A 20,482-nucleotide genomic window follows, 5' to 3' on the forward strand; every position below is an offset into this window, starting at 1 on the left:
GGTCGCGGCGGGGTGATGAGCGCGGGTCAGCCAGTAGCGAATGCAACGAAGCCCCGGTTGAACGGGGTGGCCTTACCAAGTCTCGTACTGCCAGCGAAGCTCCTATCTCCTGTCCAGTGGTCGGGGCAAGGTCGCTCTTTGTGATGTTTATTCAGGTCAAGGCCCTGCATTCCTTGCAGGCTACGTAGCGTGTGAGGCGGTGGATGATGTCCTTATTCTGTGCTCTATGTGGAGCGCCGGGCGACGTACTCGCGGGCGCGATGGTCATGCCGCATGCGGACGTCCGCGATACGGTAAAGAGCGGTGTTGGCGGACCGGTTGCCTCCATGGTTCACAAGCTTTACGGGGCTGGTGCCAGAGTCGGAATGGTTGGGCCAGATAAGATGAAAAGCCTAGCGGCGGAACTAGTTCAGCAAACCTGCAGGACGCCAGGAGACCTGGGGCGGAGTCGAACTGGCAATTTTGGGCTGCCGCCCTCAATGTGACGCTGACAGAATTCCAGGAAAGGCTAAATAGGTCTTCATGGAGCTCCCCGGCTCCGGAAATTAGTAGTCGTAAGCCCCGCGCTCCGGCGGGCTTTGGTGGAGGCGAGCCAGCAGGGCGAGACGGGCGCGGGAGGGACCCGCGTGGCTGGTCTGTGAGAGGGGCGGTGGCCGGTCGGGACGACACAAGTCCCCGCGCTACCTAACGTCGGTGCTCTCCACACCGCCCGGAAGCCGATGAAGGAGGATGACGGTGGAGCTGCTTGTTACGGCGGAGAGCGTAGCCCAGCGCCTCGGTTACCCGGTGCCCATGACTTCGGAGGTCCGCCGACGGGTCGAGATCGCCGTCGAAGACGCGCAGGACGCCCTCGTAGCCCACCTTGGTCGCGCGCTGATACCCACCGAATACACCGAGACCGGTGTGCACACTGGCCCCGACGGCTGGATCTTGCGCCACGCCCCCGTCGTTACCGTCCTGTCCGCGACCCTGGAATTCGGCTCTCTCCCCGGCCCGTTCAGCACGCCCATCTACACCGTCCGGTACCTGGCAGGTATCGACGCCCGCTCCATGCCGGAAACCGCCCCGCTGCGCCTGTGGCTGCGCGCCACTGCGTGCCACCACCCGCTGCTGGCCGACGCACCCACCCGCCAGCGCCGCATCTCCTCCGCCTCCGTCGAGGGCCAGTCCGTCACCTACGACACCGCCGCTGAACCGCCCGCCCTGCTCGCGCCCCCAGACTTGGCCACGACGGACCGATGGCGCCTGCGCGGCCGCCGGGTCTACCAGGCCCCCGTACGGCCCACCCCGCCCGGACTCACGGTCCCCGGCATTCCCGGCACGGGCGGCCTGTGATGGCCGTCCTGCTCGCAGACCGGCAGCTCGGCGTGCGAACCCGCGGCACGCCCGTGCTCGACGCCTACGGAGACGAGACGACCGGGCCGCCCGGGGCCCTGCGCGGGCCCTGGCCCGGCCGCGCTCAGCCCCACACCGACGACACCTGGCTCCTGGCCGTGGACCCGCGGGCGGGACTCCTGCTCGTCGGAGACATCGTGGCGGAGCCGGCCACCGGCGCCTCGTGGACCGTGCTGACGGCCGACGAGCTGCGCAACGCGGAGGACCCCGAGCTCACCTACGTGCGGGTGACGGCCCGGCCGCGGGCCGCAGACGGCACCCGACCGGAAGGACACCCCTGATGGCACGGCTCGAACTCCCCGCCGACATTGCGGACCAGCTGGCCCCACTCCTGGCCCGGCACGCCGAGCGCCTGGCGGAAGAGGTGGCCGTCGAAGCCCGGCGGCTGGCGCCTGCCGCGAAGACCTGGCACACACGTGAAGACGGGCAGGCGCGGCCCAGTCACCGGGACGCTGACGGCCAGACCCGGCCTGCTCCGGTGCCGTTCAAGGTCGGCGATGCCGTGCTCGCTGGCCCCCGTGACCCGAGCGGGCCGATCGAGGAGACTGCCGGCTGCCGATGCACCGTCACCGAGGACCCGGAGGCCGTCGCCGCGTCCATCAACGCGGGCAAGGCCGCCATTCGCGGCTCGCGTGCCGAGGTCCAGGTCGTTTGCGACTTCCTGGGTGCCGCCGATGCCGAGTTCGCGCAGGGCGAGGGAACGCACTTCATGAGCAGGGCCGCCGCGCAGGTCGCCACCCGCCACCGCTGACCGCACCCGCAAGGCCCGACGGCCGTGCCTCATCCGGCACGGCGGGACGGTAGCCGTCTCGGCTTGCTTTCCTTCGGCGGGTCATCCCGTCCCGTCCTGAAGGAGCCCCCATGGCCAGCAACGTCCGGATCACCCTCGCCCACCACCTGACCCGCGGCGGCGCGGACCTGGCCCCCGGCGACGAGATCGAGGTGCCGCACCACGAGGCCAGGCAGCTCATCGCCTCGGGGTACGTGGCTGGCGCCGACCCGTCCGACCCGGAGGCCGTAGCGAAGGCCCTGGCGCCCGAGCCGTCCCGCAAGCAGCTCGCCGCTAAGCCTCCGGCGGACAAGGCCGAGGCCAAGCCGAGTGCGTGATCTCGCCTCCCTCGACGCCGAACTCCTCGTGGTGGACTGGCTGTCCAACCACGAGGCGATGACGGGCGTGCTGGGCGGTAAGGGTCGGGTCGGGGCGCGCAACGCACCGCCCTACCCGCGTATCCGCATCACGCAGATCCCCGGCGGCGCCGCCGCCGGCTGGCGCTGGCTCGGGACGTTCCACATTCAGGTGGAGGCCCTGGGCGATCTCGACCGCTCCACGGGCCGGCCCGCGCTGCGTCTGGCGTTCAGCACGGCGGTGAAGGCGTTGCACGAACTGACCGTGCGGCCCGCGTTGCCGGGACAGCCGGTGGTGACCGCCGTGCAGGCCCTGTCGACCGGCGGGTGGCTGCCCGAGCCGACCGGGCAGGGCCGGTACCTCGGAGTGGTGGCGCTGACGGCCCATCCCGCCGCCGGCTGAATCACGGGATTTCGCGAGTTCTGCGACAGCCCTACGCGCGCGGGCAAGGGGCCGCCCAGTCGAGGCGGGGACGGCGCGACGCTACGGCCGGCGGGCGCCTACGGTCCGGCACACCTACCGGTCCGCCCCGAGGAGAGATCGTTCGTGCCTACGGAGAGCATGTTCGTCGCCCAGATGGCGCGGCTGTACCTGGCGGTGCCGGGTACCGTCGCGCCCGCCGATCCGATCGTGGCCATGCCGGCCGCCTGGAAGGACGTGGGCTTGTTCAAGCCCGGGTCGCTGGAGTGGAACACCGATCCGAAGTTCGAGGAGATCAAGTCTCACCAGCTTCGGTACGCGGCCCGCACCATCCAGACTGAGGACGCGGCGACGGCCAAGGTCGAGCTGCAGGAGTGGAACGCCACCAACATCGTCGCGGTGTACGGCGGTGGCGCGGTCACCAGCGTCACTGCGGGCGGGAAGACGTTCTACCGGTACACGCCGCCCGCCGTGGGCGGCCGTAACCAGTTCGCTGCGGTGATCGAGCTGATCGACGGGGCCAAGCACTACCGGCGGATCGTGCCGCTGTGCGAGCAGGTGGCCTCGGTGAACCAGAAGTTCCCCAACGACGCGGAGTCCACGCTGCCGCTGGAGCTCAAGGTCATTGGCGGCGCCGTCGGCGACCCCTGGTACGACCTCACCGACGATCCCGGGTTCGCCCCGGCGGCCTGACCGTCCTTCCTGCCAACGAAGTTGGCGTTCTTGCTGCTGTGCCCATAGGCGGCTCGTACACCTACTGTGGTGTGTGTCAGCCCGGCCGCCCTACCCCCCCAGGGTGGGCCTGGCTGGATTCCGCGAAGCCCCGGCCCACCCCCCGGCCGGGGCTTCGCTGTGCCCAGCACCGGCCGCCGCCCCTGAGGCGGGCCGGACCACAACAGGCATGGAGAGGAATTATGGAACTGCCCTACCCGGAAGGGACGTTCGTCCGGCTGGACGAGGAGGCCGGGTACACCCGGTTCGGCACGTTCATGCAGCTTGCGCCGGGCTGGTACGGCATCCAGCAGCGCCCGGGCGGCCGGGTCGAGGCGATCGCGCTCGGAAGCGCACGGATCCGGCCGTGGGCCCGACGGCGGGTGAGGGTCTTCTACACCGAGTCGTGCATGTGCGAGTGGGGCCGTGCGGCCCCGGCTGGCGGTGGTACTCGGAGACCGACGGGTGGGCCGGGAGGGACGAGTGGCGGGAGCGGCTGTACCCCACGCAGTCCGAAGCGCTGGGAGCCGCGCTGGAGTGGCTGCGCACCGAGTAGCCGGCCCTGAAGCCCGCGTAGGCCGCTGTCAGCGGCCGATCTGCACCCGGGAGGGGGTCACGCCAGGCGTGGCCCCCTCCGCCGCGTTCACCGGCCGCCTCGTCCCGTACCCGGCCAGCGTCTCGGGGCGACGCTAACCCCGGCCCGCTCCTAGCGTCTGCGGCGATCACTCGCCCGACAGACCGAGGAGCCCTGAATGCCCGGGATCGATCTGGACGCCGCACGCAAGCGCCGTCTGGCCGCCGCCGCCGACAAGGCGCGCGCTGCGAAGGCCGAGTACACCGTCGGGGAGGAGCCGATCCTCCTCGGCGGCGCCCAGGTGGCCGTCCTGCCGGCCGAACTGCCCCTGGAGGTGTGGCAGCCTCTGGTCGGCATCCCGTACCTGCCGCTGCTGCTGCGCAAGCTGGTGGAGGCCGCCCAGTCGAAGGGCGAGCAGCAGGCGGAGGCCGCCGGCCTGATCGTGGATGTGCTCGGCTCCGAGCCCGGCCTTCCGTCCGACCTGATCGCCGCTGCGGGGGAGATGGGCCGCCGCCTGCTTGGTGAGGACGGCTACGGCCGGCTGATGGCCGAGCGGCCGAGCCACTCCGATGTGCTGGAGCTGGTGCGCTACTCCTGGACGAAGTACATGGGCGGGGGTGTCGGCCTGGGGGAACTCATCGGGCCGTCCGAGACGCCTTCGAACGCTGGGACGACCTCGAAGCCGACCTCCAGCGCTTCTACCACCTCGACGCCCGGGGCGTCTGGCGACGGCCCGGTGACCCTGGATTCCTCGGCACCCGCCGCCTCCTGACCCTGATGCGGGGACTGCCGGCTGAGGCGCTGCTGCGCCGTGACGCCGGCGAAGTCGGCTCCGATCGTTGGGGCCTGACACAGGAACTCCTTGCGCAGGCCGTCGAGCTGATTTCGGTGATGGCGGCGGAGCGCCGTCTGCGGCAGCCGGTCGAGCTGCCCCGTCCGGCCCAACTGAGGGCCGGCCACACGCAGGGACACGACGCGGACGGGATTGCCCGTGCGGTCGCTGTCCTGCGCGGCACTACCAGGAAGGCGCCCCGCGGTGGCGGATGAGATCGACTCCGGTCGCCTGGTCGTTCAGGTCGCCGCTGATTCATCCGGGTTCGCGCAGGACGCGCGGGCCCGAGTGGATGCGGCGACGCGCAACCTGCGCGCGCGGGTGCGGCTGGAGCCCGACACCACCGGGCTGCGCCAGCGGGTGCAGGCCGCCGCCCAGGCTGCCCGCGCCCGGATCAAGGTCGCGGTCGATGCCGACACCTCGGGCCTGGCCGAGAAGATCCGGGCCGCGACCGCCCGCGCCGCCTACGTGCGGGTGGGCGTCGCGTTCGACACCGGCAACCTGCGCCGCCGAGTCGAGGTGGCCGTCGAAGCTGCCACCAACACGGTCAAGGTCGGCCTCGACGTCGACACCACCGGGCTGCGCTCCCGCGTGCGGGCTGCGCTGGCCGGCCTGTCCGTCAACGTCCGGGTCGAGGTCGACACGACCGCCGCAGCCGCGCGCGTCGCCGCGTTCCGCACGACGGCGGGCCGCCCGCTGGACATCCCGATCAACACCGGCGGAGGCGGCGCGGGCGGAGGCCTCGCCCAGGCAGCCGAGGGACTGGGCTCCACCATCGCCGGGCTGATGCGCCTGCCCGCCATGGCATCCGGCGCGCTCGCGCTCGGCCAAGCCCTCACCCAGGCCGCCGCCGGCCTCTTCGCCATGGGATCGGCCGCCGCCCCCGCGGTCGGACTGCTCGGCGCGCTCCCCGTCGCGATGAGCGCCGCCGCCCAGGGCGCCGGCACCATCCTGGCCGCGTTCAGCGGAATCGGCGCCGCGGTGAAGGCTCTCGGGCAGGCGGACACCCAGTCTGCCGGAGCCTCCAGCGCCGCCGCGCAGGCACGGCAGGCCGCCGCCGACCGTGTTGCCGACGCCCAGCGCCGCCTCGGCGCGGCGCAGCGTGACGCCGACGATCAGGCCCTGAGCGGAGCCGAGCAGGTCGCGCAGGCGCGCCGCCGCCTCGCGGACGTCCAGGAGCAGGCTGCCGCCGCTGTGGCCGCCGCCGACCGGCAGCTGGCGGCCGCCGAGCTGACGGTCACCCGCGCCCACCAGGCGGCCACCCGCGCGCAGGAGGCGCTGAACGACGCCCGCCGCGATGCTCAGCGCTCTCTGGAGGACCTGAACCGGGACGCCGCCCGCGGCCCGCTGGAGGAGCAGAAGACCCTGCTCAGCCTGGAGCGTGCCCGCTCCCGGCTCAACGAGGTCAACACCTCGCCGTTCGCGTCCGAGACCGACCGGCGCGAGGCGCAGATTGCCTTCCAGGAGGCCACCAACCAGCTCGAGGACGTCCGGGTCCGCAATCAGCGGCTCGCCGAGGACGTCAAGAAGGCGAACCAGGAAGGCGTCGAGGGCAGCGACCAGGTCACCGCCGCCAAGCAGGAGCTGACCCGAGCCCAGGAGGCGGAGCAGGACGCCGTCCGGGGCGTCCAGGACGCGGAGCAGCAGGCAGCCCGCGCCCGCGTCGAGGCCGTCCGGGAAGTCCAGGACGCCCACACCGAGCTTGACCGCACCCTTCGCGATGCGGAACGCCAGCAGAAACGTTCCGCCGAGCAGATAGCGGACGCTCAGCGGGACGTCGCGCGGGCTCTGCGGGACCAGACTCAGGCGCTGACTGCCGGCGGCACGGCGGCCAACGCGGCCGCCGCCGCGCTCGACAAGCTGTCCCCGGCCGGGCAGCGATTCGCCCGATTCCTCCAGGGCACCGTCCAACCGGCCCTGCGCGGGCTGCGGGACACCGCGCAGGAAGCGCTCCTGCCGCCGCTGGAGACGGCCATCACCCGCGGCATGCAGCTGCTGCCGATCTTCAACAGCGCTCTCGCCCAGACCGGACAGGTACTCGGCCAGGTCGCAATCCGGGGCGCAGAGATGGTCACCTCCGGGCCTTGGCGCGCGGACCTGGCACATATCGCCGCGACCAACACGCGGGTCATCGCCTCGCTCGCCACCGCCGGCCTGAGCGCGGCCGATGTCCTTCGAAACATCACGGTCGCGGCCGGCCCGCTGCTGGAGCGCCTGGCCGGCGCCGCCGAACGCGGCATGGCCGCCGCTGCCGCCTTCGTGCAGGCCGGCCGGGACGGCGGCCAGCTCGGCGCGTTCTTCCAGCGCGCCGGGGACACCGGCGCGCAGCTGTGGGGCATCCTGCGGGACATCGCGGTCGGTGTCTTCCACATCGGCCAGGCCGCCGCCCCCGCCGGCCAAGCCCTGCTCACCTCCCTGGCCAGCGCTGCCAGCAGCTTCCGCACGCTGACCGGCGAGGGAGAGACACAGGCCAAGCTCGCCGGGTACTTCGCCAACACCGTCCCCGTCGTCCAGGAGCTCGGCCGCCTGGTCGCGGCCGTCGGCGTCGCCTGGTTCAACTTCACGAACAACCCCAGCCTGGCGCCGCTGATCGCCCGGCTGCGCACCGAGTTCCTGCCCGCGGTCATGCAGCTCGCAGGGGCGCTCGGCAACGGCCAGCTGTGGGGCCAACTGCTCAGCCTGATCACGTCAGTGGCGAACATCGCCGCCGAACTGGGCGGCCTCGGCAACACCCTGTCCGGGTTCCTGTTCGTCATACAGGCCGTCGCGTCCGCCGTCCAGGTACTGCTGTCGATCCCCGGCATGGGCGCGTTCGTGTCCGCGCTGCTGACGATGGCCGGCGTCGCAGCCGGGATCACGGCTGTCTCGAACGCCATCGGTGCCGTCCGCATCGCGATGCTCGCCCTCTCGGCGAACCCCGTGATGCTGATCGTCGCGGCCGTCGCTGCCCTGGTGCTGGCCTTCGTGACGGCCTACCAGAAGTCCGAGTGGTTCAGGAACGTCGTCAACGGCGCCATCGGCGGCCTGGTCGACGGTATCCGCTTCGCGATCGATGGCCTGGTCGGCTTCGTCAAGTGGATCTGGCCCACCTTGTCGGGGATCTTCGCCACGCCGATCCGCTTCTGGGTGAACACCGTCTACGACGGCGGGATCCGCAAGCTGTGGAACTGGATCGCAGACAGCTTCGGCCTGGGCAAGCTGCCCAGCTTCACCGTCGGCTTCGCCCGAGGCGGAGTCGTGCCCGGCTACGCCCCAGGCCGCGACACCGTGCCCGCCATGCTCTCGCCCGGCGAAGGCGTGCTGATCCCGCAGGCCGTGCGACAGCTCGGCGGCGAAGGCGGCATCACCGCGCTCAACGACGCCGCGCGCGCCGGACGCCTTCAGCAGGCCGGCGCCCCAACGCAGGGGTTCGGTCTGGGCGGCATCGTCGACTCCGTCTCCGACCGGCTGCGCGGCTGGGCCGCGGGCGCTCTAGCCAAGGCGCTCAACCCGATCCGCAGCTGGTTCAACTGGATGCCCGACAACGCGTGGGGCGACATGCTTCGCGGCATGGTCAACCGGGCCGTCGACGGGGTGCTGTCCTTCGTGCGCGGCTACGCCACCGGCGGCGTCGTGCCCGGGTACGCCCCAGGTCAGGACTCCACCCTGGCTCGGCTGTCCCCTGGGGAAGGAGTGCTCACCCCGCAGGCCGTACGGGGCCTCGGCGGCAGCTCCGCGGTCGGCGCGATCAACGCCGCCCGCGGGCAGCTCGCCGACGGCGGGCAGGGCGACCGGATCGGCACCGTCATCTCGCCCGGAGCGATCGTCCAGTACATCACCAACCCGGCGCCCGAGAGCCCCGGGGAGACCGTCAACAATCGGCTGCGGGCCCTTGCCTCGTTCGGCCTGTTCGATAAGGAGAGCGCCTGATGGCCCGGGAACGCTGGCTGGTGGACGGCTACGAGCTCACCGACGGGCTGGTGCGGGACGTGGAGTACCGCACTGGCCTGTCCACGACCCCCGCCGTTGTTGGCGCGAACGCCGCCGTGCCCAACCGCATCGGGGAACTGTGGAGGCCCAAGCACCACGGCCCCGGCAAGTTCACCCTCGCCCTGTGGCTCGCGCCAGCCTCCGGCGGCTGGGCCGACGTCGAGCGCGCCTGGGAGGACCTGCTCCGTGCGCTGGTGCGCCCGCACCGGCTGCTCACCTTCGAGCGGCACACCGCCGCCGGGCAGATCCGCCGCTGCCAGGGCGAGGTGTTGTCCTCGCTGGCACCCACCCCGCTCGGCCAAGGCGGCATGCGGCTCGGTGTGGAGGTGAACGTGCCCGCCGGCTACTGGGAGTCCGCCGACGTGGCGTTCGAGGCCACCGTCCCCGGAGCGGCCCTGCCGCAGGACCTCACCCTCACGCCGTTCGCGGACGCCACCGCCCCCATGGAACAGCTCGCCTACCGCATCACCGGGCCGATCACCGCGCCCACCGTCACCGACACCACCGACGGGCCCGGCCGCTACGGCGACTCCTTCACCTACACCGGGCAGATCGCCGCCGACCAGTCGCTCACTGTGGACTCTGCCACGTGGCAGCTGACCGGCGCCGGCGGCCTCGTTCCCGACCCCGCCCGGCTTACCAACTCCGGGCCCGCGTTCCTGCGCCTCGCCCCCGGCAGGCCCGGCAGCCCGCCGAGCGTGCGCCTGTCCGGAACCAACGCCGGAGCCGGCACCCAACTGACCGTCACTGGCCGCCGCACCTACCTGACCTGATACCGGAGCACACCGTGGCCGTCCACCTGCGCGTCTACAGCCCGAGCGGGCCCCTGCTCGGGCTGCTGCCCTACCCGAGCGACCTCAAGGTCCAGTCCGAGCACAACGGGCCCGGCAGCCTGGCCTTCTCCTACGCCCGCAACGCCCCCGGGGCCGCGCTGCTGTCCGGCGACGACCCGCGCATCGCGCTCGTCATCAACGGCACCGAACGGCCGGAGCGCTACCTCCTGGAGGACGACGGCGACGACCCGGCCGACGGCGGAGGCGAGGCCCGGCCCATCCAGATCGGCTGCCGCGGCGCCCTCGCACTGCTGGAACGCGCTCTGATCTACCCGGTCGGGCACACCCCGGGCGCGTCCGTCATCGGCCTCGACCCGCACTTCCCGTTCGTCAACGCCAGCCCCGGCGCGATCCTCGCCACGCTCCTGCAGCGCGCCCAGGCACGCGGCACGCTGCCCGAGGTGTCATGGGACTTCACCTCCGCGGTTGACAGCGCTGGGCGGCCCTGGCCCACCACCTACACCGCGCAGTACGACGCCGGCGGCGACCTGCTCAAGACCCTCTCGGCCATCACCGGCGCAGGCTGGGCAGACGTGCGCATGGAGGGCTACCGGCTGCGCGCCTACGTGCCTGACACGGTCTGCGCCACCGACCACCCCGGCATCGTGCTCTACCTGGGCCGTGACGTCCTCAAGGGCCCCCGCCAGCGCTCCCGACGCGCCGTCCGATCCCACCTGCTGGCCGCCGGCGACGGAGGCGCCCTCGCCGAGGTGGTCGACGCGACCGCTGCCGCCCGCTACGGCCGCCGAGAGGCGTTCGACGGACGCGGAGGCGTCACCGACGCCGCCACCCTCGCCGAACTCGCCCGCGTCACCCTCGGCGGCCTCACCACGGCCGCCGAGGGCTTCACCATCGAACTCGACCCGGCCGCCACCCAGCACCACCCCGGCATCGACTACCAGCCCGGCGACTACATCCGGTACGACCAGCGGCGCACCGACCCGGTCACGCTGGAGCCCCTGCGGGTGCGGACCATCGCCACCACCTACGACGAGGGCGGCCAGCCGACCAGCTCCCTGGAGCTGAACGACGTGTTCGTGGAGCAGCGCATCCGCATCCAGCGCCGCCTGGACGCCCTCACCAACGGCGCCGCGTCCGCCTCCCGCACCCCGCTGCCGCCACTCGGCGACCGCAACGACACCGTCGCCCCTAAGCCACCGGCCGCCGTGCTGGTCGGCTCCTGGGCCTACCTGGACGCGGAAGGCCAGCAGCAGGCCGCCCTGGCCGTGTCCTGGCCGAAGGTCACCGAGAACGCCGACGGCACCGTCTACGACGACGCCGGGAACTACTACGTCTCCTACCTGCTGCCAGGCCTGCCGATCGGCGGCCGTGTCGCTGAGTGGTCCCCGGAGCAGGCCGTCAACGGCACCGTCGCTGAGTGGTCCCCGGAGCAGGCCGTCAACGGCACCGTCGCGCACTACGACCAGCTGCCCGCAGGCCAGCGCGTCCGGGCCCGGGTGCGCACCGTGGACGCCTCCGGGAACTCCTCCGGCTGGCAGGAGTCCGAGGAGATCATCCTCGCCACCGACACCACGCCTCCGCCGGTGCCGTCCAAGCCCATCCTGGCCCGGCTGATCGGCGGCATCCGCGCCACCTGGGACGGCCTCGGCGCGCAGGGTGAGCAGATGCCGGCCGACTTTGCCGCTCTCGAGGTCCATGCCTCCACCGCCGCCGGCTTCACACCCACGGTAGCGACCGTGGTGGACCGGCTGACCGGCGCGGCCGCCGCACCGATCACCGGCCTCGCCTACGGCACCACCTACTACCTGAAGTTCCGCGCCGTCGACCGGGCGGGCAACGCCTCCGCGCCATCCGCCGAGGTCTCCGCGATCCCGGACACGGTGATCGGCTCCGACCTCGCCGACAAGATCCTCACCGCAGGTAAGTGGGCCGACGTCGAACGTGCCAGTCTTCAGACCAGCTTCTTCACCGGGTTCGCCTCCGATGACCCCCGGTGGGTGAAGACCGCCGGCGACGCCACCGCGACATGGAGCACCATCGCCCGGGCGGATGCGCCCACCGGGGCCCGGGCACTGGAAGCCCGCAAGGTGGTCCGCCTGGAGTGGTCGGAGAACCTACTCCTCGACCCGAACATCCTCTACCGCGTCTCGGTGCGCGTGCGGCAGACCGCCGGCACCGCAAGCAAGGTCTCCGCAGGGGTGACGGGAATCGCGGCCGACGGCACCACCCGCATCAACACGGCTGGCGCGAACACCCCAGATCTCGCGTTCTACATCGCCGCGAACAACACGGTCCTTGTGCCGGGCGGTGGCTGGGTGACACTCACCGGGTTCCTCAAGGGCTACGGGCCGCTGGCCGGTCCGTTCTGGAACACCCAGCCCGACCCGCAGAAGCCCACCACATTGCACCCGAACGTGCGCTACGTCCGGCCGCACATGCTCCTGAACCTCGACGGCGGTACGGCAGCCACCACCGAAGTCGACATGCTGACCGTCGAGGCGCTTGAGTTCCCGCCGAACATCATCGGCGCCGTTCAGATCGCTGACGCCACGATCGTTGGCGCGAAAATCGCGCTGGCGACCATCCAGGACGCGAACATCGGCACCGTCTCCGCGAGCAAGCTGACGGTCGGCCAGCTCAAGGCCGACGTCACGGTCTCCGCCCGCATCAAGACGGCCGAGAGCGGCGCGAGGGTCGAACTGAACTCCAGTGGCATCGGGGCGTGGAACGCGGCCGGCGTGCAGACCGTCTCCATCGCGGCGGGCGACGGCTCCGTGAAGATCGTCGGTGGCCTGTCGAGCGGCGTGAGCGGCCAGCGAATCGAGATCAACCCCGGCGGCGGTCTGCCCGAGATCCGCTTCTTCCCGACCAGTGGTACCGACTACGCCTTCATCAACGCCATCGGCGGCAACAACGGGAGCGCCTACATCGGACTGAACAGCGGCACCTTCCGGCTCCGCGACCAGGACGCCGCGTTCCGTCTCTACCTGACCGACTACGTATCCACCCTGGAAACCATCCGCACCGACAACCAGACACCCTGGGGCGGAGCCCTGCGCATGTCAGGGGACGGTGCTGCCCTCGTCTATCTGACGGAGAACACCCGGCACGGCTACGTCTACGTCACCGATCGCGGGGCCTGGCTCGGCCGGCGCAACGACGACGACTCCTACAGCGAGTTCTGGATCGACAACTCCGCCGTGCAGTACCGCGGTACCTGGGCGAACTACTGGGCAGCCGGCGACGACTACGGCCTGTTCACAGGCACCGTGCAGATGAACAACTGGGCGGCCATGTCGCTCGCGTACGGCCCAACGATGCGCTCGGACATGGTTCCGATCGCGACCTTCCGCGACTCGCAGGCACTGCGCCAGTGGCAAGTCGTCGCGAACACCCGTACTGGCTTCACCGTAGGCCTCAACTCGACCAGCGGAGACGGGAGCCTCGGGTTCTGGTGCTACCGCATCTGACAGACGAAGGAGACGACATGCCCGAGCAGTACGAGATCATCGAAGCGACCCGGACCCGTATCGGGCCGACCGATTGCTGGCAGGTGCGGCAGCGACGGACGGACGGCGAGCACCACGTCACCGTCTTCCCGGCCGCCACGCTGGAATGGCGAGCAGCCGAGTACGACCTCGACCACACCACCGAGGCCGGCCTCAACCAGATCCTCGACATCGTCCTGCACGAACCCTTCCTCCCGGACCCGATCGAGCACCGCGCCCAGGACCCCGCCGCCGCCAAGGGCCTGACCGCCCCCTCCACCCAAGCGATCCACGGCCTGAGAATCGGCGACGAAGCCCCCATCACTCTGCACAATGCCCCCGACCGGGCCGCCGCCCGCGCCGCGCACCTGGAACGGATCGAGCACGCCAAACGCACCCGCGTCCACGTCATCGCGCCCATCCCGCCCCGAGGCAAGCACAACACAGGACAAGCCGCAGCACGGTCGGCCCCCGACCCGCTCGCCGTGATCCGCGCCGACCACGGCATCACCTGCGAAGGAGTCGCCGCCAAAAGGGCCATGGTCGAGCAGGCCCGCCAGCAACTCGCGACGCCCTTGGCCGACACCCCGCCCGCGCCCGGCACGCCCTCGAGCTTCCCCGAGACCTTCGGCACCCCCATGTGGGACGCTGCCGTGCCCCGGCGCAACGAGGCCCACCGAGACAGCAGCGGAGAGAACCCGGCATGAGCGAAAGGCCGACCCCCGACCAGCTGGACCACCTGCTCGGGCACGCCGAGAGCCGCCGCCTGAGCCCCATGGAGGCAGCCAGGCTACGCGCTGGCGTCCGGCAGCTGCGCGAGCAAGCGGCCGGAGCCGAGGCATGGGCCCGGCATTGGCTCCACCAGGCCGCGAGCCGCACCCCGGAAGCCGACCGCGCTCGGGCACTCCACCGCCCGCAGACCCTCGCCGGACTCCCCACCGGTCGCTGCGCCGACTGCCAGGAACCGACACCCTGCCCCACCGCTCAGGCGCTGCCTGTCCGCATCCGCTGGGAGGAGACCTGCGCCTGCCACCCGGAATGCCCAGCCAACACCCCACGCCCCACCTCATGAAGGGGACGCCCCCGATGGACCGCGCCACTGACCCGATCACGGTCGACGCCGAGCCCTACATCGCCCGCCTCGGCGCCCAGCTGACCGAGGCATGGGGCAAGGCCCAAGCCGAGCTCGCGCTCGCCCGCGAGGAGAACGCCGTCCGGGCCGCCCGCGAAGCCGTCAAGGACCAGCGAATCATGGAGCTCGAGGCCGCTCTCGCCGAGCTGCAGAACATCTCGACGCGACCGTAAGCACCGCCCCGTCCTACCGTCCCCGGCTGTGGAACAGCCCCCGGACGGCCAGCAGCCCGCAGCTGGCCGACGACACCGACGGAGGACCAGATGGCGCCAGATCACCGGGCTGACGACACTGCGGGACGCGGTGCTGTTCCTGCTCGGCATGGCCGTGATCGTCCGGGAGGTGTGGACCCCTCCGGCGGACCCGAGCGTGATCGTCACGGGCCTGACCTTGTCCGGCCTGCCCGCCGCGCTGTCAAGGGACGAACGGCCGCCCCGCGAGTAACCGAACCGGCAAGCCTCGTGGCCCGCTACCGGTTCACCAGCCGCTACCTGGCCGGCGCCGCCGTCGCCCTGATTGCCACCTGGCCGCTATGACCGCCAAACCCGACCCGCACACCACCAGCACCCGGGAGACACGACCGTGAACGACCTCCTCAACGACACCGAGGCGTGGGGCCTACTGCTCGGCGCCATCACCCCCTGGGCAACCGCCCTCATCCAGCAGCCGCACTGGACCAAGCCGGTACGCACCGTGGTCGGCGCCGTGGCCTCCGCCATCGTCGGCATCGTCACCGTGCTGGCCCGCGGTGACATCGCGCACGCCCAGACCGCATTGACCACCGTGGCGCTGGCCGTCGTGGCGTCCAAGACGTTCTACGACGGCCTGTGGCAGCATGCCGGGGCCGGTGCGCTGGAGCGGGCCACCGCTCCGGACCGCCGTTCCGGTTGGTAATCGGCCTTCGGCCGGCGCCGGCCGTACCCTAGAGTGAAGATGTGGCCGCCGGGCCGACCGGCCTCGTGCTCCGGCAACCAACCCTTCGGGGCTGTCTCCTTATCAGGGGAGCGCGAGGAACCGGGCGGGATTCGCACCCCGCGGGCTCGGCGGCCACTCTTCCTAATCTCCAGTCTCCGCAGCTGATTTGGCCACGTGGTGAGGTGTTCCCACGGGCGTCCCCGGGGCGGGAGGGTAGACGCAGGCAGCCACACCGGGGCCCGCGAACCCCGGTGCCGCCACGGAGACAAGGAAGGCACCTCACGGTGACAACTACCCAGCAGGAAAAGCCTGCTGCCGTCCGGCAGGATGCGCCGGCCCCGCCCGAGCCGATCACGCCGCTGAACGACAACCGTGCCGAGATGGCCATCCAGAGCGCCGACCAGGTCCTGGAGATCACCGCCGATCAGCGGTTCTGGACCAAGGCGCAGCGATCGGCCCTCGCCTCAATCGGACTCGCGAACGCGCCCACCCACGAGAAGGTCGCGTTCTTCCACATCTGCAAGAGCACGGGCCTGGACCCGTTCCGCCGCGAGATCTACTACATCGGGCGCACCCGCAAGGTGTACAACAAGCCCGACGAGCTGATCTTCACTGCCCAGACCGGCATCGACGGGTTCCGGCACATCGGCCAGCGGACCAAGCGCTTCATTCGCCGCCAGGGCCCGTTCTGGACCGGTCCCGAGGATGACCCGAAGTGGTGGACCGAGGGCGAGGACGGCATCAACCGCCGCCGGTGGGTCGATGTGTGGCTCGGTGAAGAGCACCCGGCCGCCGCCATGTGCCGCATTGAGCACTACAGCATCGCGGGCGACCGGACAGTCTCTCAGGCTGTCGCCCTGTTCAAGGAGTTCGCCGTCACCAAGGACGAGTGGACCAGGGATCCGTTCTCCGGCGATGGCGCGAAGACCGGCAACAAGATCCTCTCCGGACTCTGGCCGGTGATGGGCACCCACATGATCGGCAAGGTCGCCGAAGCCCAGGCGTGGCGTGTCGCGTTCCCCCGTGAGCTGACCGGTATCTACGAACACGACGAGATGGGCCGGGCGGACGCCGAGCAGCGAGAGCTTGCCCGTGACGAAGGCGCAGCGCGCCGACGCGCTGCCCGCTCGGAGGCGTCCCAGCCCGGCCCGGTGGTCATCCGAGGCACCGTGGTGGAGAGCACAACAGCGGACAGCGCCCCAGGAGCCGACCCGGACGGGGACCAGCAGCCGAGTCCGGCGCAAGACGACACCGCCGGGCCGCCGACACTCGAAGAGCTCCGCGCGGAATTGCGGGCCTACGCGGCTGCCCTCGGCAGGAACGTCACCCAGATCACCCGGCGCTGGCGCGAATCCAACGGCAAGAACACCACCGAAGCCACACCCGAAGAACTGAGCCAGCTCCTCGACGGGCTTCGAGACCACGCCGTCGCCGCGCTTCGTGAACACAACGAGGACGCCGCGCAGTACCTCGCCGACGGCGGCATGCTCGTTCGCCAGAACCCCGACCACCGCGCGTGGGGTCGCCGCGCCGCCGATCAGGCCTGAGCGCCACCACCTACCCGCAGGCCGGCCAGTCGCCCTCGCGCGGCTGGCCGGCCTGCCCACCTTCGGGAATCGCCTTGGACCCCTCGCTCATCCAGCGTGCCCGCGAACTTGCAGCCGCTGCCACCACCATCGGCCCCCGCATGCTGCCCTGCCGCTGCGGAGCCCCTCGCCACGTCCACCGAGGTAGGAAACGCTCCGGCGGCCACGCCCCGACCGCATGCGGACGGTACCGCCGCGATCCGGCGGACCTCCTGCGGGAACGCGCGCAAGCCGGTACCGGGCGCAGCCTCGGACAGGATCTCGCCGAGTACGACCGCACACGTCGGCGTAGGCGCCGCGCCCCCCGGCCGAAGGGGCACTGGTCGATCGGGGCCTCCGACACCACGTCCTGTCGCAGGGCTATCTGGTACCGGGAGAACCCGCCCCCCGGCTACACTCCGGCGCCCACCGACCGGCGCGCGGCGACCGCCGGGACCCTCATCCACGACTCGGTTGCCGCACGGCGCCGCGCGCTCTACCCGTGGCGGCTGTACGAGCAGCGCGTCACCTTGCCGGGACTCGACCGGCCGAGCCGCTACGACGAGTACGACCCGATCACCGGCATCCTGTACGACTTCAAGACCGCCGGGGACTGGCAGTGGTCCCAGGTCGGTGAGAAGGGCCCGGCCGAGGAGGTCTGGGACCAGGCGCAGCTGTACGCCCTCGCCCTGGTCTTGGCAGGCGAGTTGGTCCGGGAGGTGCGGATCATCTACTTCGAGCGCAAGAGCGGCGCGGACGAGGAGTTCGCGAGGCCCTACGACGAGAACGCGGCCAGGCGCGCGCTGGCCAGGCTGACCGCCATCGCCACGGCCCTCGACCTCGGCACCGAGCTGCCCCGCGACCGATCCGGCCCGAGCAACGACCCGATCTGCCGGCGGTACTGCCCAGCCCGCATCCACTGCTGGAACATGGCCGGCGCGGAGAAGGCAGGCCGGTCCCCGGAGTCCTACACACTCATCGCCGACAAAGCCGACATCGAGTGGGCGTTGGCGGACTACGACCGGCACCGGGCCGCGAAGTCCGACGCCGACAAGCAGCAGTCCATCGCCAAGACCCTGCTGCAGGGCGTGCCCTACGGCACCTACGGCGAGTACGAGTACGTCCGGACGGGCGGGCGTCTCAAGGACCCGGAGCCGGACCTGACGGCCCGCGTGCGGCAGCTGGAGGCGTTCTGGGACAACCCGCCCGGTGAGCGCCCCTCCCTCGACGAGCTGGACTACCCGACAAAGCAGGGCCGGACCGGCGGCCGCGATGAGGTCCGGCGTGTCCGGGCGGCGCAGCGCGGCAGCAAGGGCACGTAAGAACGCCAAACGCGGCGCGCGCGGTCGGGCCTCTGCGGCCTGGCCCGTGCACCCCCTGCCGGCACCTGCCGCCCCGGCCCGCCGCGACCAAGCCCATCGCCATTCCTAACGTCCGTAACCAACAGTTGAGTTGAAAGGAACGTTGTCCTCATGACCAGCCCCGAGCCTGTGGCTGATGCGCAGTCCTCCCCATGGTTCGCGTCCCAGCCCGTCCTGTCACCCGTACCGCCCGGCGCTCCGGTCGTTGTCCCCGTGCGCGCGCCCACCGCGACGGCCAACAGCGCGCGCGACGCCGGCACGCCGATCTACGACGGACTCGTGGCGGCTTTCGGAGACCCGTTCAGCCGCCTGGGTCCCACCCGGGCGCGCCTGGCCCGCCCCGCAGCGGGCACCACGGAGCGGTGAACCCTCACAGGCAGTCAGGTAGTTCGCTCGACGCGACCTAACAGGTGGGGGCCGCCTAGGTTCCCCGCTCATGGCTGCCCCTCGCTACATCGACTACATGCCGCTGGACGACATCCGGCCCGCCGAACGCAACCCCAAGGGGCACGACAACGGCGGGCTGGATGCGTCCGTAGATCAGTTCGACTTCACCGAGCCCGGCCTTCTCGACGAGCGCACCGGCCGCCTCGTTGCTGGCCATGGCCGGTACGACACGCTCGCCCGCCGCCGGAACGCGGACAAGCCCGCGCCGGACGGCGTCGTGGTCAGCGGTGACGGGACGTGGACCGTCCCGGTGGTGCGCGGCTGGGCATCCCGAGACGACGCACACGCCGAGGCGTACCTGATCGCCTCCAACCACCTGACCACCAAGGGCGGCTGGGACGACGCGGACCTGGCAGACATGCTGAGCGGCCTGGAGGACCTCGACGCTGACCTGTTCGCCGCCACCGGCTTCGACCGCGGGCAGCTCGACGCACTTCTCGCGGATCTGGAAACCGGTGGGGCGGAGGACGAGACCGGCGTTCAGGAGGGGCCGGAAGAGGCGCCGGAAGAACCCGCCCGTGGTGACCTGCTCGCCCTGGCCGGCGTGACGGTCGGCGAACCCGAGCACCAGGTCGAGAAGGGCCAGGTGTGGGAGCTGGGCGAACACCGCCTCGTGGTCGCCGAGGTCTTCGACGGTTGGCCGGCCTGGTCGCCCCTGCTCATCGAGGACAGCCTCTTCCTGCCCTACCCGACCCCGCTGGCGCCGTTCGCCGACCGTGCGGCGGGGCGGCGGCTGGTGATGGTGCAGCCCGAGCGGTACCTGGCCGGTCACCTCCTCGACAAGTGGGCGCGGATCAGCGGGCAGGAGCCCGTTCTCGTGGACGACGAGTCGTGACGGCGGTCCTGCCGACCGCAGGGGGCACCTTCGACCCGGCCGAGCGGCCGATCTACTTCACGGCCGGCGGAGGGGAGTACAACGCCGGCCCGTACGTGCTGACCGCGGTCAACGAGCTGATGGGCGATGCCGAGGAGCAGCGGTTGCGCGGCCTCCTGGATGCCGGGACCCGAGTGCTCGTGGACTCGGGGATCTTCTGGCTGACCAACCGGCACCGGCGCGCCCACGGGGTGTCGATGGACGAGGCCCTGGCGCTGCCGCCCGAGAACATCGACGGCTTCGAGGAGCTGCGAGAGCGGTACGTCTACCTTGCTCGGACATACGGGGACCGGCTGTGGGGGTACATCGAGCTGGACCAGGGCGGCCTGGTCCACAAGCGTGCGCAGCGTGCCAGCCTCCGGGAGCTTGGCCTGTCGCCGATCCCGGTCTACCACCCGCTGGTGGACGGCTGGGACTACTTCGATGAGCTGGCCTCGCAGTACGACCGGATCTGCGTCGGCAACATCGTCCAGGCGTCGGCGCCGGTCAGGCTGCGGATCCTGCACACGCTCTGGGAGCGCCGCCGCGCTTATCCACACCTGTGGATGCACGCGCTCGGCCTGACCGCCAACGAGTGGTGCCTACCCCTCGCGCCGGACTCTTGCGACTCCTCGTCCTGGCTGGCGCCGCTGCGCTGGAACCACCAGCGCATCGAGACCGCCATGCTGCGCCGGGTCGGCAACCTGCCCGCCGGCTTCCGCTACGCCCCCGGCGACACCACCTCCTACGAGGCCGCCGCCTGTATCTGCGTGGATGCCGCCGCCGCCCTCGGGCGCAGCTGGCACCACGCCGCGCACCGCATGGAGGACCTGACCGGTCCGACCCCCGCGCGCACTGACCAGGAAGGGGCGCTGCGATGACCGCCCGCGCCAAGAAGAC

At 71.5% G+C, this 20,482-nt stretch carries 20 protein-coding genes; all 20 read left to right on the top strand.

Annotated elements, in window-relative coordinates; genetic code table 11:
* Nucleotides 1–792: 792 nt before the first annotated feature.
* The 20 genes from ACIBH3_RS24855 (at nt 793) to ACIBH3_RS24950 (ending at nt 20,463) form a co-directional block, all read left to right on the top strand.
* Complete coding sequence (locus tag ACIBH3_RS24855) at nt 793–1,335, top strand: hypothetical protein (RefSeq protein WP_396314267.1); 543 nt, start codon at nt 793–795, stop codon at nt 1,333–1,335.
* Nucleotides 1,335–1,676 (top strand): hypothetical protein, encoded by a 342-nt coding sequence (locus ACIBH3_RS24860; protein WP_396314268.1) that lies wholly within the window; start codon nt 1,335–1,337, stop codon nt 1,674–1,676. Before ACIBH3_RS24855 ends, ACIBH3_RS24860 begins: the two co-directional genes overlap by 1 nt.
* Nucleotides 1,676–2,146: a hypothetical protein gene (locus tag ACIBH3_RS24865; RefSeq protein ID WP_396314269.1), complete on the top strand. Its 471-nt coding sequence runs from the start codon at nt 1,676–1,678 to the stop codon at nt 2,144–2,146. Before ACIBH3_RS24860 ends, ACIBH3_RS24865 begins: the two co-directional genes overlap by 1 nt.
* 110 nt (nt 2,147–2,256) lie before the next feature.
* Nucleotides 2,257–2,502: a hypothetical protein gene (locus ACIBH3_RS24870; RefSeq protein WP_396314270.1), complete on the top strand. Its 246-nt coding sequence runs from the start codon at nt 2,257–2,259 to the stop codon at nt 2,500–2,502.
* Nucleotides 2,495–2,923, top strand: a complete 429-nt coding sequence (locus ACIBH3_RS24875) for a hypothetical protein (protein ID WP_396314271.1) — start codon at nt 2,495–2,497, stop codon at nt 2,921–2,923. The genes ACIBH3_RS24870 and ACIBH3_RS24875 overlap by 8 nt, the downstream gene beginning before the upstream one ends.
* A 144-nt stretch (nt 2,924–3,067) precedes the next feature.
* Entirely contained in the window at nt 3,068–3,634 is a 567-nt protein-coding gene (locus ACIBH3_RS24880; RefSeq protein WP_371500304.1) for a hypothetical protein, read from the top strand.
* Between the two features lie 770 nt (nt 3,635–4,404).
* A complete protein-coding gene (locus ACIBH3_RS24885) occupies nt 4,405–4,998 on the top strand; it encodes a hypothetical protein (protein WP_396314272.1) in 594 nt (197 codons plus the stop codon).
* Nucleotides 4,999–5,003: 5 nt separating this feature from the next.
* Nucleotides 5,004–5,273 carry a hypothetical protein gene (locus ACIBH3_RS24890; RefSeq protein ID WP_396314273.1) on the top strand — a complete coding sequence of 90 codons (270 nt, stop codon included), beginning with the start codon at nt 5,004–5,006 and terminating at the stop codon, nt 5,271–5,273.
* Complete coding sequence (locus ACIBH3_RS24895; protein ID WP_396314274.1) at nt 5,263–8,967, top strand: hypothetical protein; 3,705 nt, start codon at nt 5,263–5,265, stop codon at nt 8,965–8,967. The genes ACIBH3_RS24890 and ACIBH3_RS24895 overlap by 11 nt, the downstream gene beginning before the upstream one ends.
* Nucleotides 8,967–9,800: a hypothetical protein gene (locus tag ACIBH3_RS24900; RefSeq protein ID WP_396314275.1), complete on the top strand. Its 834-nt coding sequence runs from the start codon at nt 8,967–8,969 to the stop codon at nt 9,798–9,800. Before ACIBH3_RS24895 ends, ACIBH3_RS24900 begins: the two co-directional genes overlap by 1 nt.
* Nucleotides 9,801–9,814: 14 nt before the next feature.
* Complete coding sequence (locus ACIBH3_RS24905; RefSeq protein WP_396314276.1) at nt 9,815–13,291, top strand: hypothetical protein; 3,477 nt, start codon at nt 9,815–9,817, stop codon at nt 13,289–13,291.
* Between the two features lie 17 nt (nt 13,292–13,308).
* On the top strand, nt 13,309–14,016 hold the full coding sequence (locus ACIBH3_RS24910) for a hypothetical protein (protein ID WP_396314277.1): 708 nt from the start codon (nt 13,309–13,311) through the stop codon (nt 14,014–14,016).
* Between the two features lie 379 nt (nt 14,017–14,395).
* Nucleotides 14,396–14,614, top strand: coding sequence for a hypothetical protein (locus ACIBH3_RS24915; RefSeq protein WP_396314278.1), 219 nt, complete (start codon nt 14,396–14,398; stop codon nt 14,612–14,614).
* 28 nt (nt 14,615–14,642) lie between these two features.
* Nucleotides 14,643–14,885: a hypothetical protein gene (locus ACIBH3_RS24920; RefSeq protein WP_396314279.1), complete on the top strand. Its 243-nt coding sequence runs from the start codon at nt 14,643–14,645 to the stop codon at nt 14,883–14,885.
* Nucleotides 14,886–15,023: 138 nt separating this feature from the next.
* Nucleotides 15,024–15,335 carry a hypothetical protein gene (locus ACIBH3_RS24925; RefSeq protein WP_396314280.1) on the top strand — a complete coding sequence of 104 codons (312 nt, stop codon included), beginning with the start codon at nt 15,024–15,026 and terminating at the stop codon, nt 15,333–15,335.
* A gap of 305 nt (nt 15,336–15,640) precedes the next feature.
* Nucleotides 15,641–16,903: a recombinase RecT gene (locus ACIBH3_RS24930; RefSeq protein ID WP_396314281.1), complete on the top strand. Its 1,263-nt coding sequence runs from the start codon at nt 15,641–15,643 to the stop codon at nt 16,901–16,903.
* 548 nt (nt 16,904–17,451) lie between these two features.
* Complete coding sequence (locus tag ACIBH3_RS24935; RefSeq protein ID WP_396314282.1) at nt 17,452–18,243, top strand: hypothetical protein; 792 nt, start codon at nt 17,452–17,454, stop codon at nt 18,241–18,243.
* Between the two features lie 150 nt (nt 18,244–18,393).
* On the top strand, nt 18,394–18,648 hold the full coding sequence (locus tag ACIBH3_RS24940; RefSeq protein WP_396314283.1) for a hypothetical protein: 255 nt from the start codon (nt 18,394–18,396) through the stop codon (nt 18,646–18,648).
* Nucleotides 18,649–18,718: 70 nt separating this feature from the next.
* A complete protein-coding gene (locus ACIBH3_RS24945) occupies nt 18,719–19,564 on the top strand; it encodes a hypothetical protein (protein ID WP_396314284.1) in 846 nt (281 codons plus the stop codon).
* Nucleotides 19,561–20,463 (top strand): hypothetical protein, encoded by a 903-nt coding sequence (locus tag ACIBH3_RS24950; protein WP_396314285.1) that lies wholly within the window; start codon nt 19,561–19,563, stop codon nt 20,461–20,463. The genes ACIBH3_RS24945 and ACIBH3_RS24950 overlap by 4 nt, the downstream gene beginning before the upstream one ends.
* The last annotated feature ends 19 nt before the right edge of the window (nt 20,464–20,482 follow it).

It is taken from the genome of Kitasatospora sp. NPDC050543 (assembly GCF_044457565.1).
GTDB lineage: Bacteria > Actinomycetota > Actinomycetes > Streptomycetales > Streptomycetaceae > Kitasatospora.

Bases quoted from the DNA above. Each gene is read 5' to 3' on its own strand.
- ACIBH3_RS24855 (WP_396314267.1), top strand. From the start codon at position 793: ATGACTTCGGAGGTCCGCCGACGGGTCGAGATCGCCGTCGAAGACGCG.
- ACIBH3_RS24860 (WP_396314268.1), top strand. From the start codon at position 1,335: ATGGCCGTCCTGCTCGCAGACCGGCAGCTCGGCGTGCGAACCCGCGGC.
- ACIBH3_RS24865 (WP_396314269.1), top strand. From the start codon at position 1,676: ATGGCACGGCTCGAACTCCCCGCCGACATTGCGGACCAGCTGGCCCCA.
- ACIBH3_RS24870 (WP_396314270.1), top strand. From the start codon at position 2,257: ATGGCCAGCAACGTCCGGATCACCCTCGCCCACCACCTGACCCGCGGC.
- ACIBH3_RS24885 (WP_396314272.1), top strand. From the start codon at position 4,405: ATGCCCGGGATCGATCTGGACGCCGCACGCAAGCGCCGTCTGGCCGCC.
- ACIBH3_RS24890 (WP_396314273.1), top strand. From the start codon at position 5,004: ATGCGGGGACTGCCGGCTGAGGCGCTGCTGCGCCGTGACGCCGGCGAA.
- ACIBH3_RS24900 (WP_396314275.1), top strand. From the start codon at position 8,967: ATGGCCCGGGAACGCTGGCTGGTGGACGGCTACGAGCTCACCGACGGG.
- ACIBH3_RS24910 (WP_396314277.1), top strand. From the start codon at position 13,309: ATGCCCGAGCAGTACGAGATCATCGAAGCGACCCGGACCCGTATCGGG.
- ACIBH3_RS24915 (WP_396314278.1), top strand. From the start codon at position 14,396: ATGGACCGCGCCACTGACCCGATCACGGTCGACGCCGAGCCCTACATC.
- ACIBH3_RS24940 (WP_396314283.1), top strand. From the start codon at position 18,394: ATGACCAGCCCCGAGCCTGTGGCTGATGCGCAGTCCTCCCCATGGTTC.
- ACIBH3_RS24945 (WP_396314284.1), top strand. From the start codon at position 18,719: ATGGCTGCCCCTCGCTACATCGACTACATGCCGCTGGACGACATCCGG.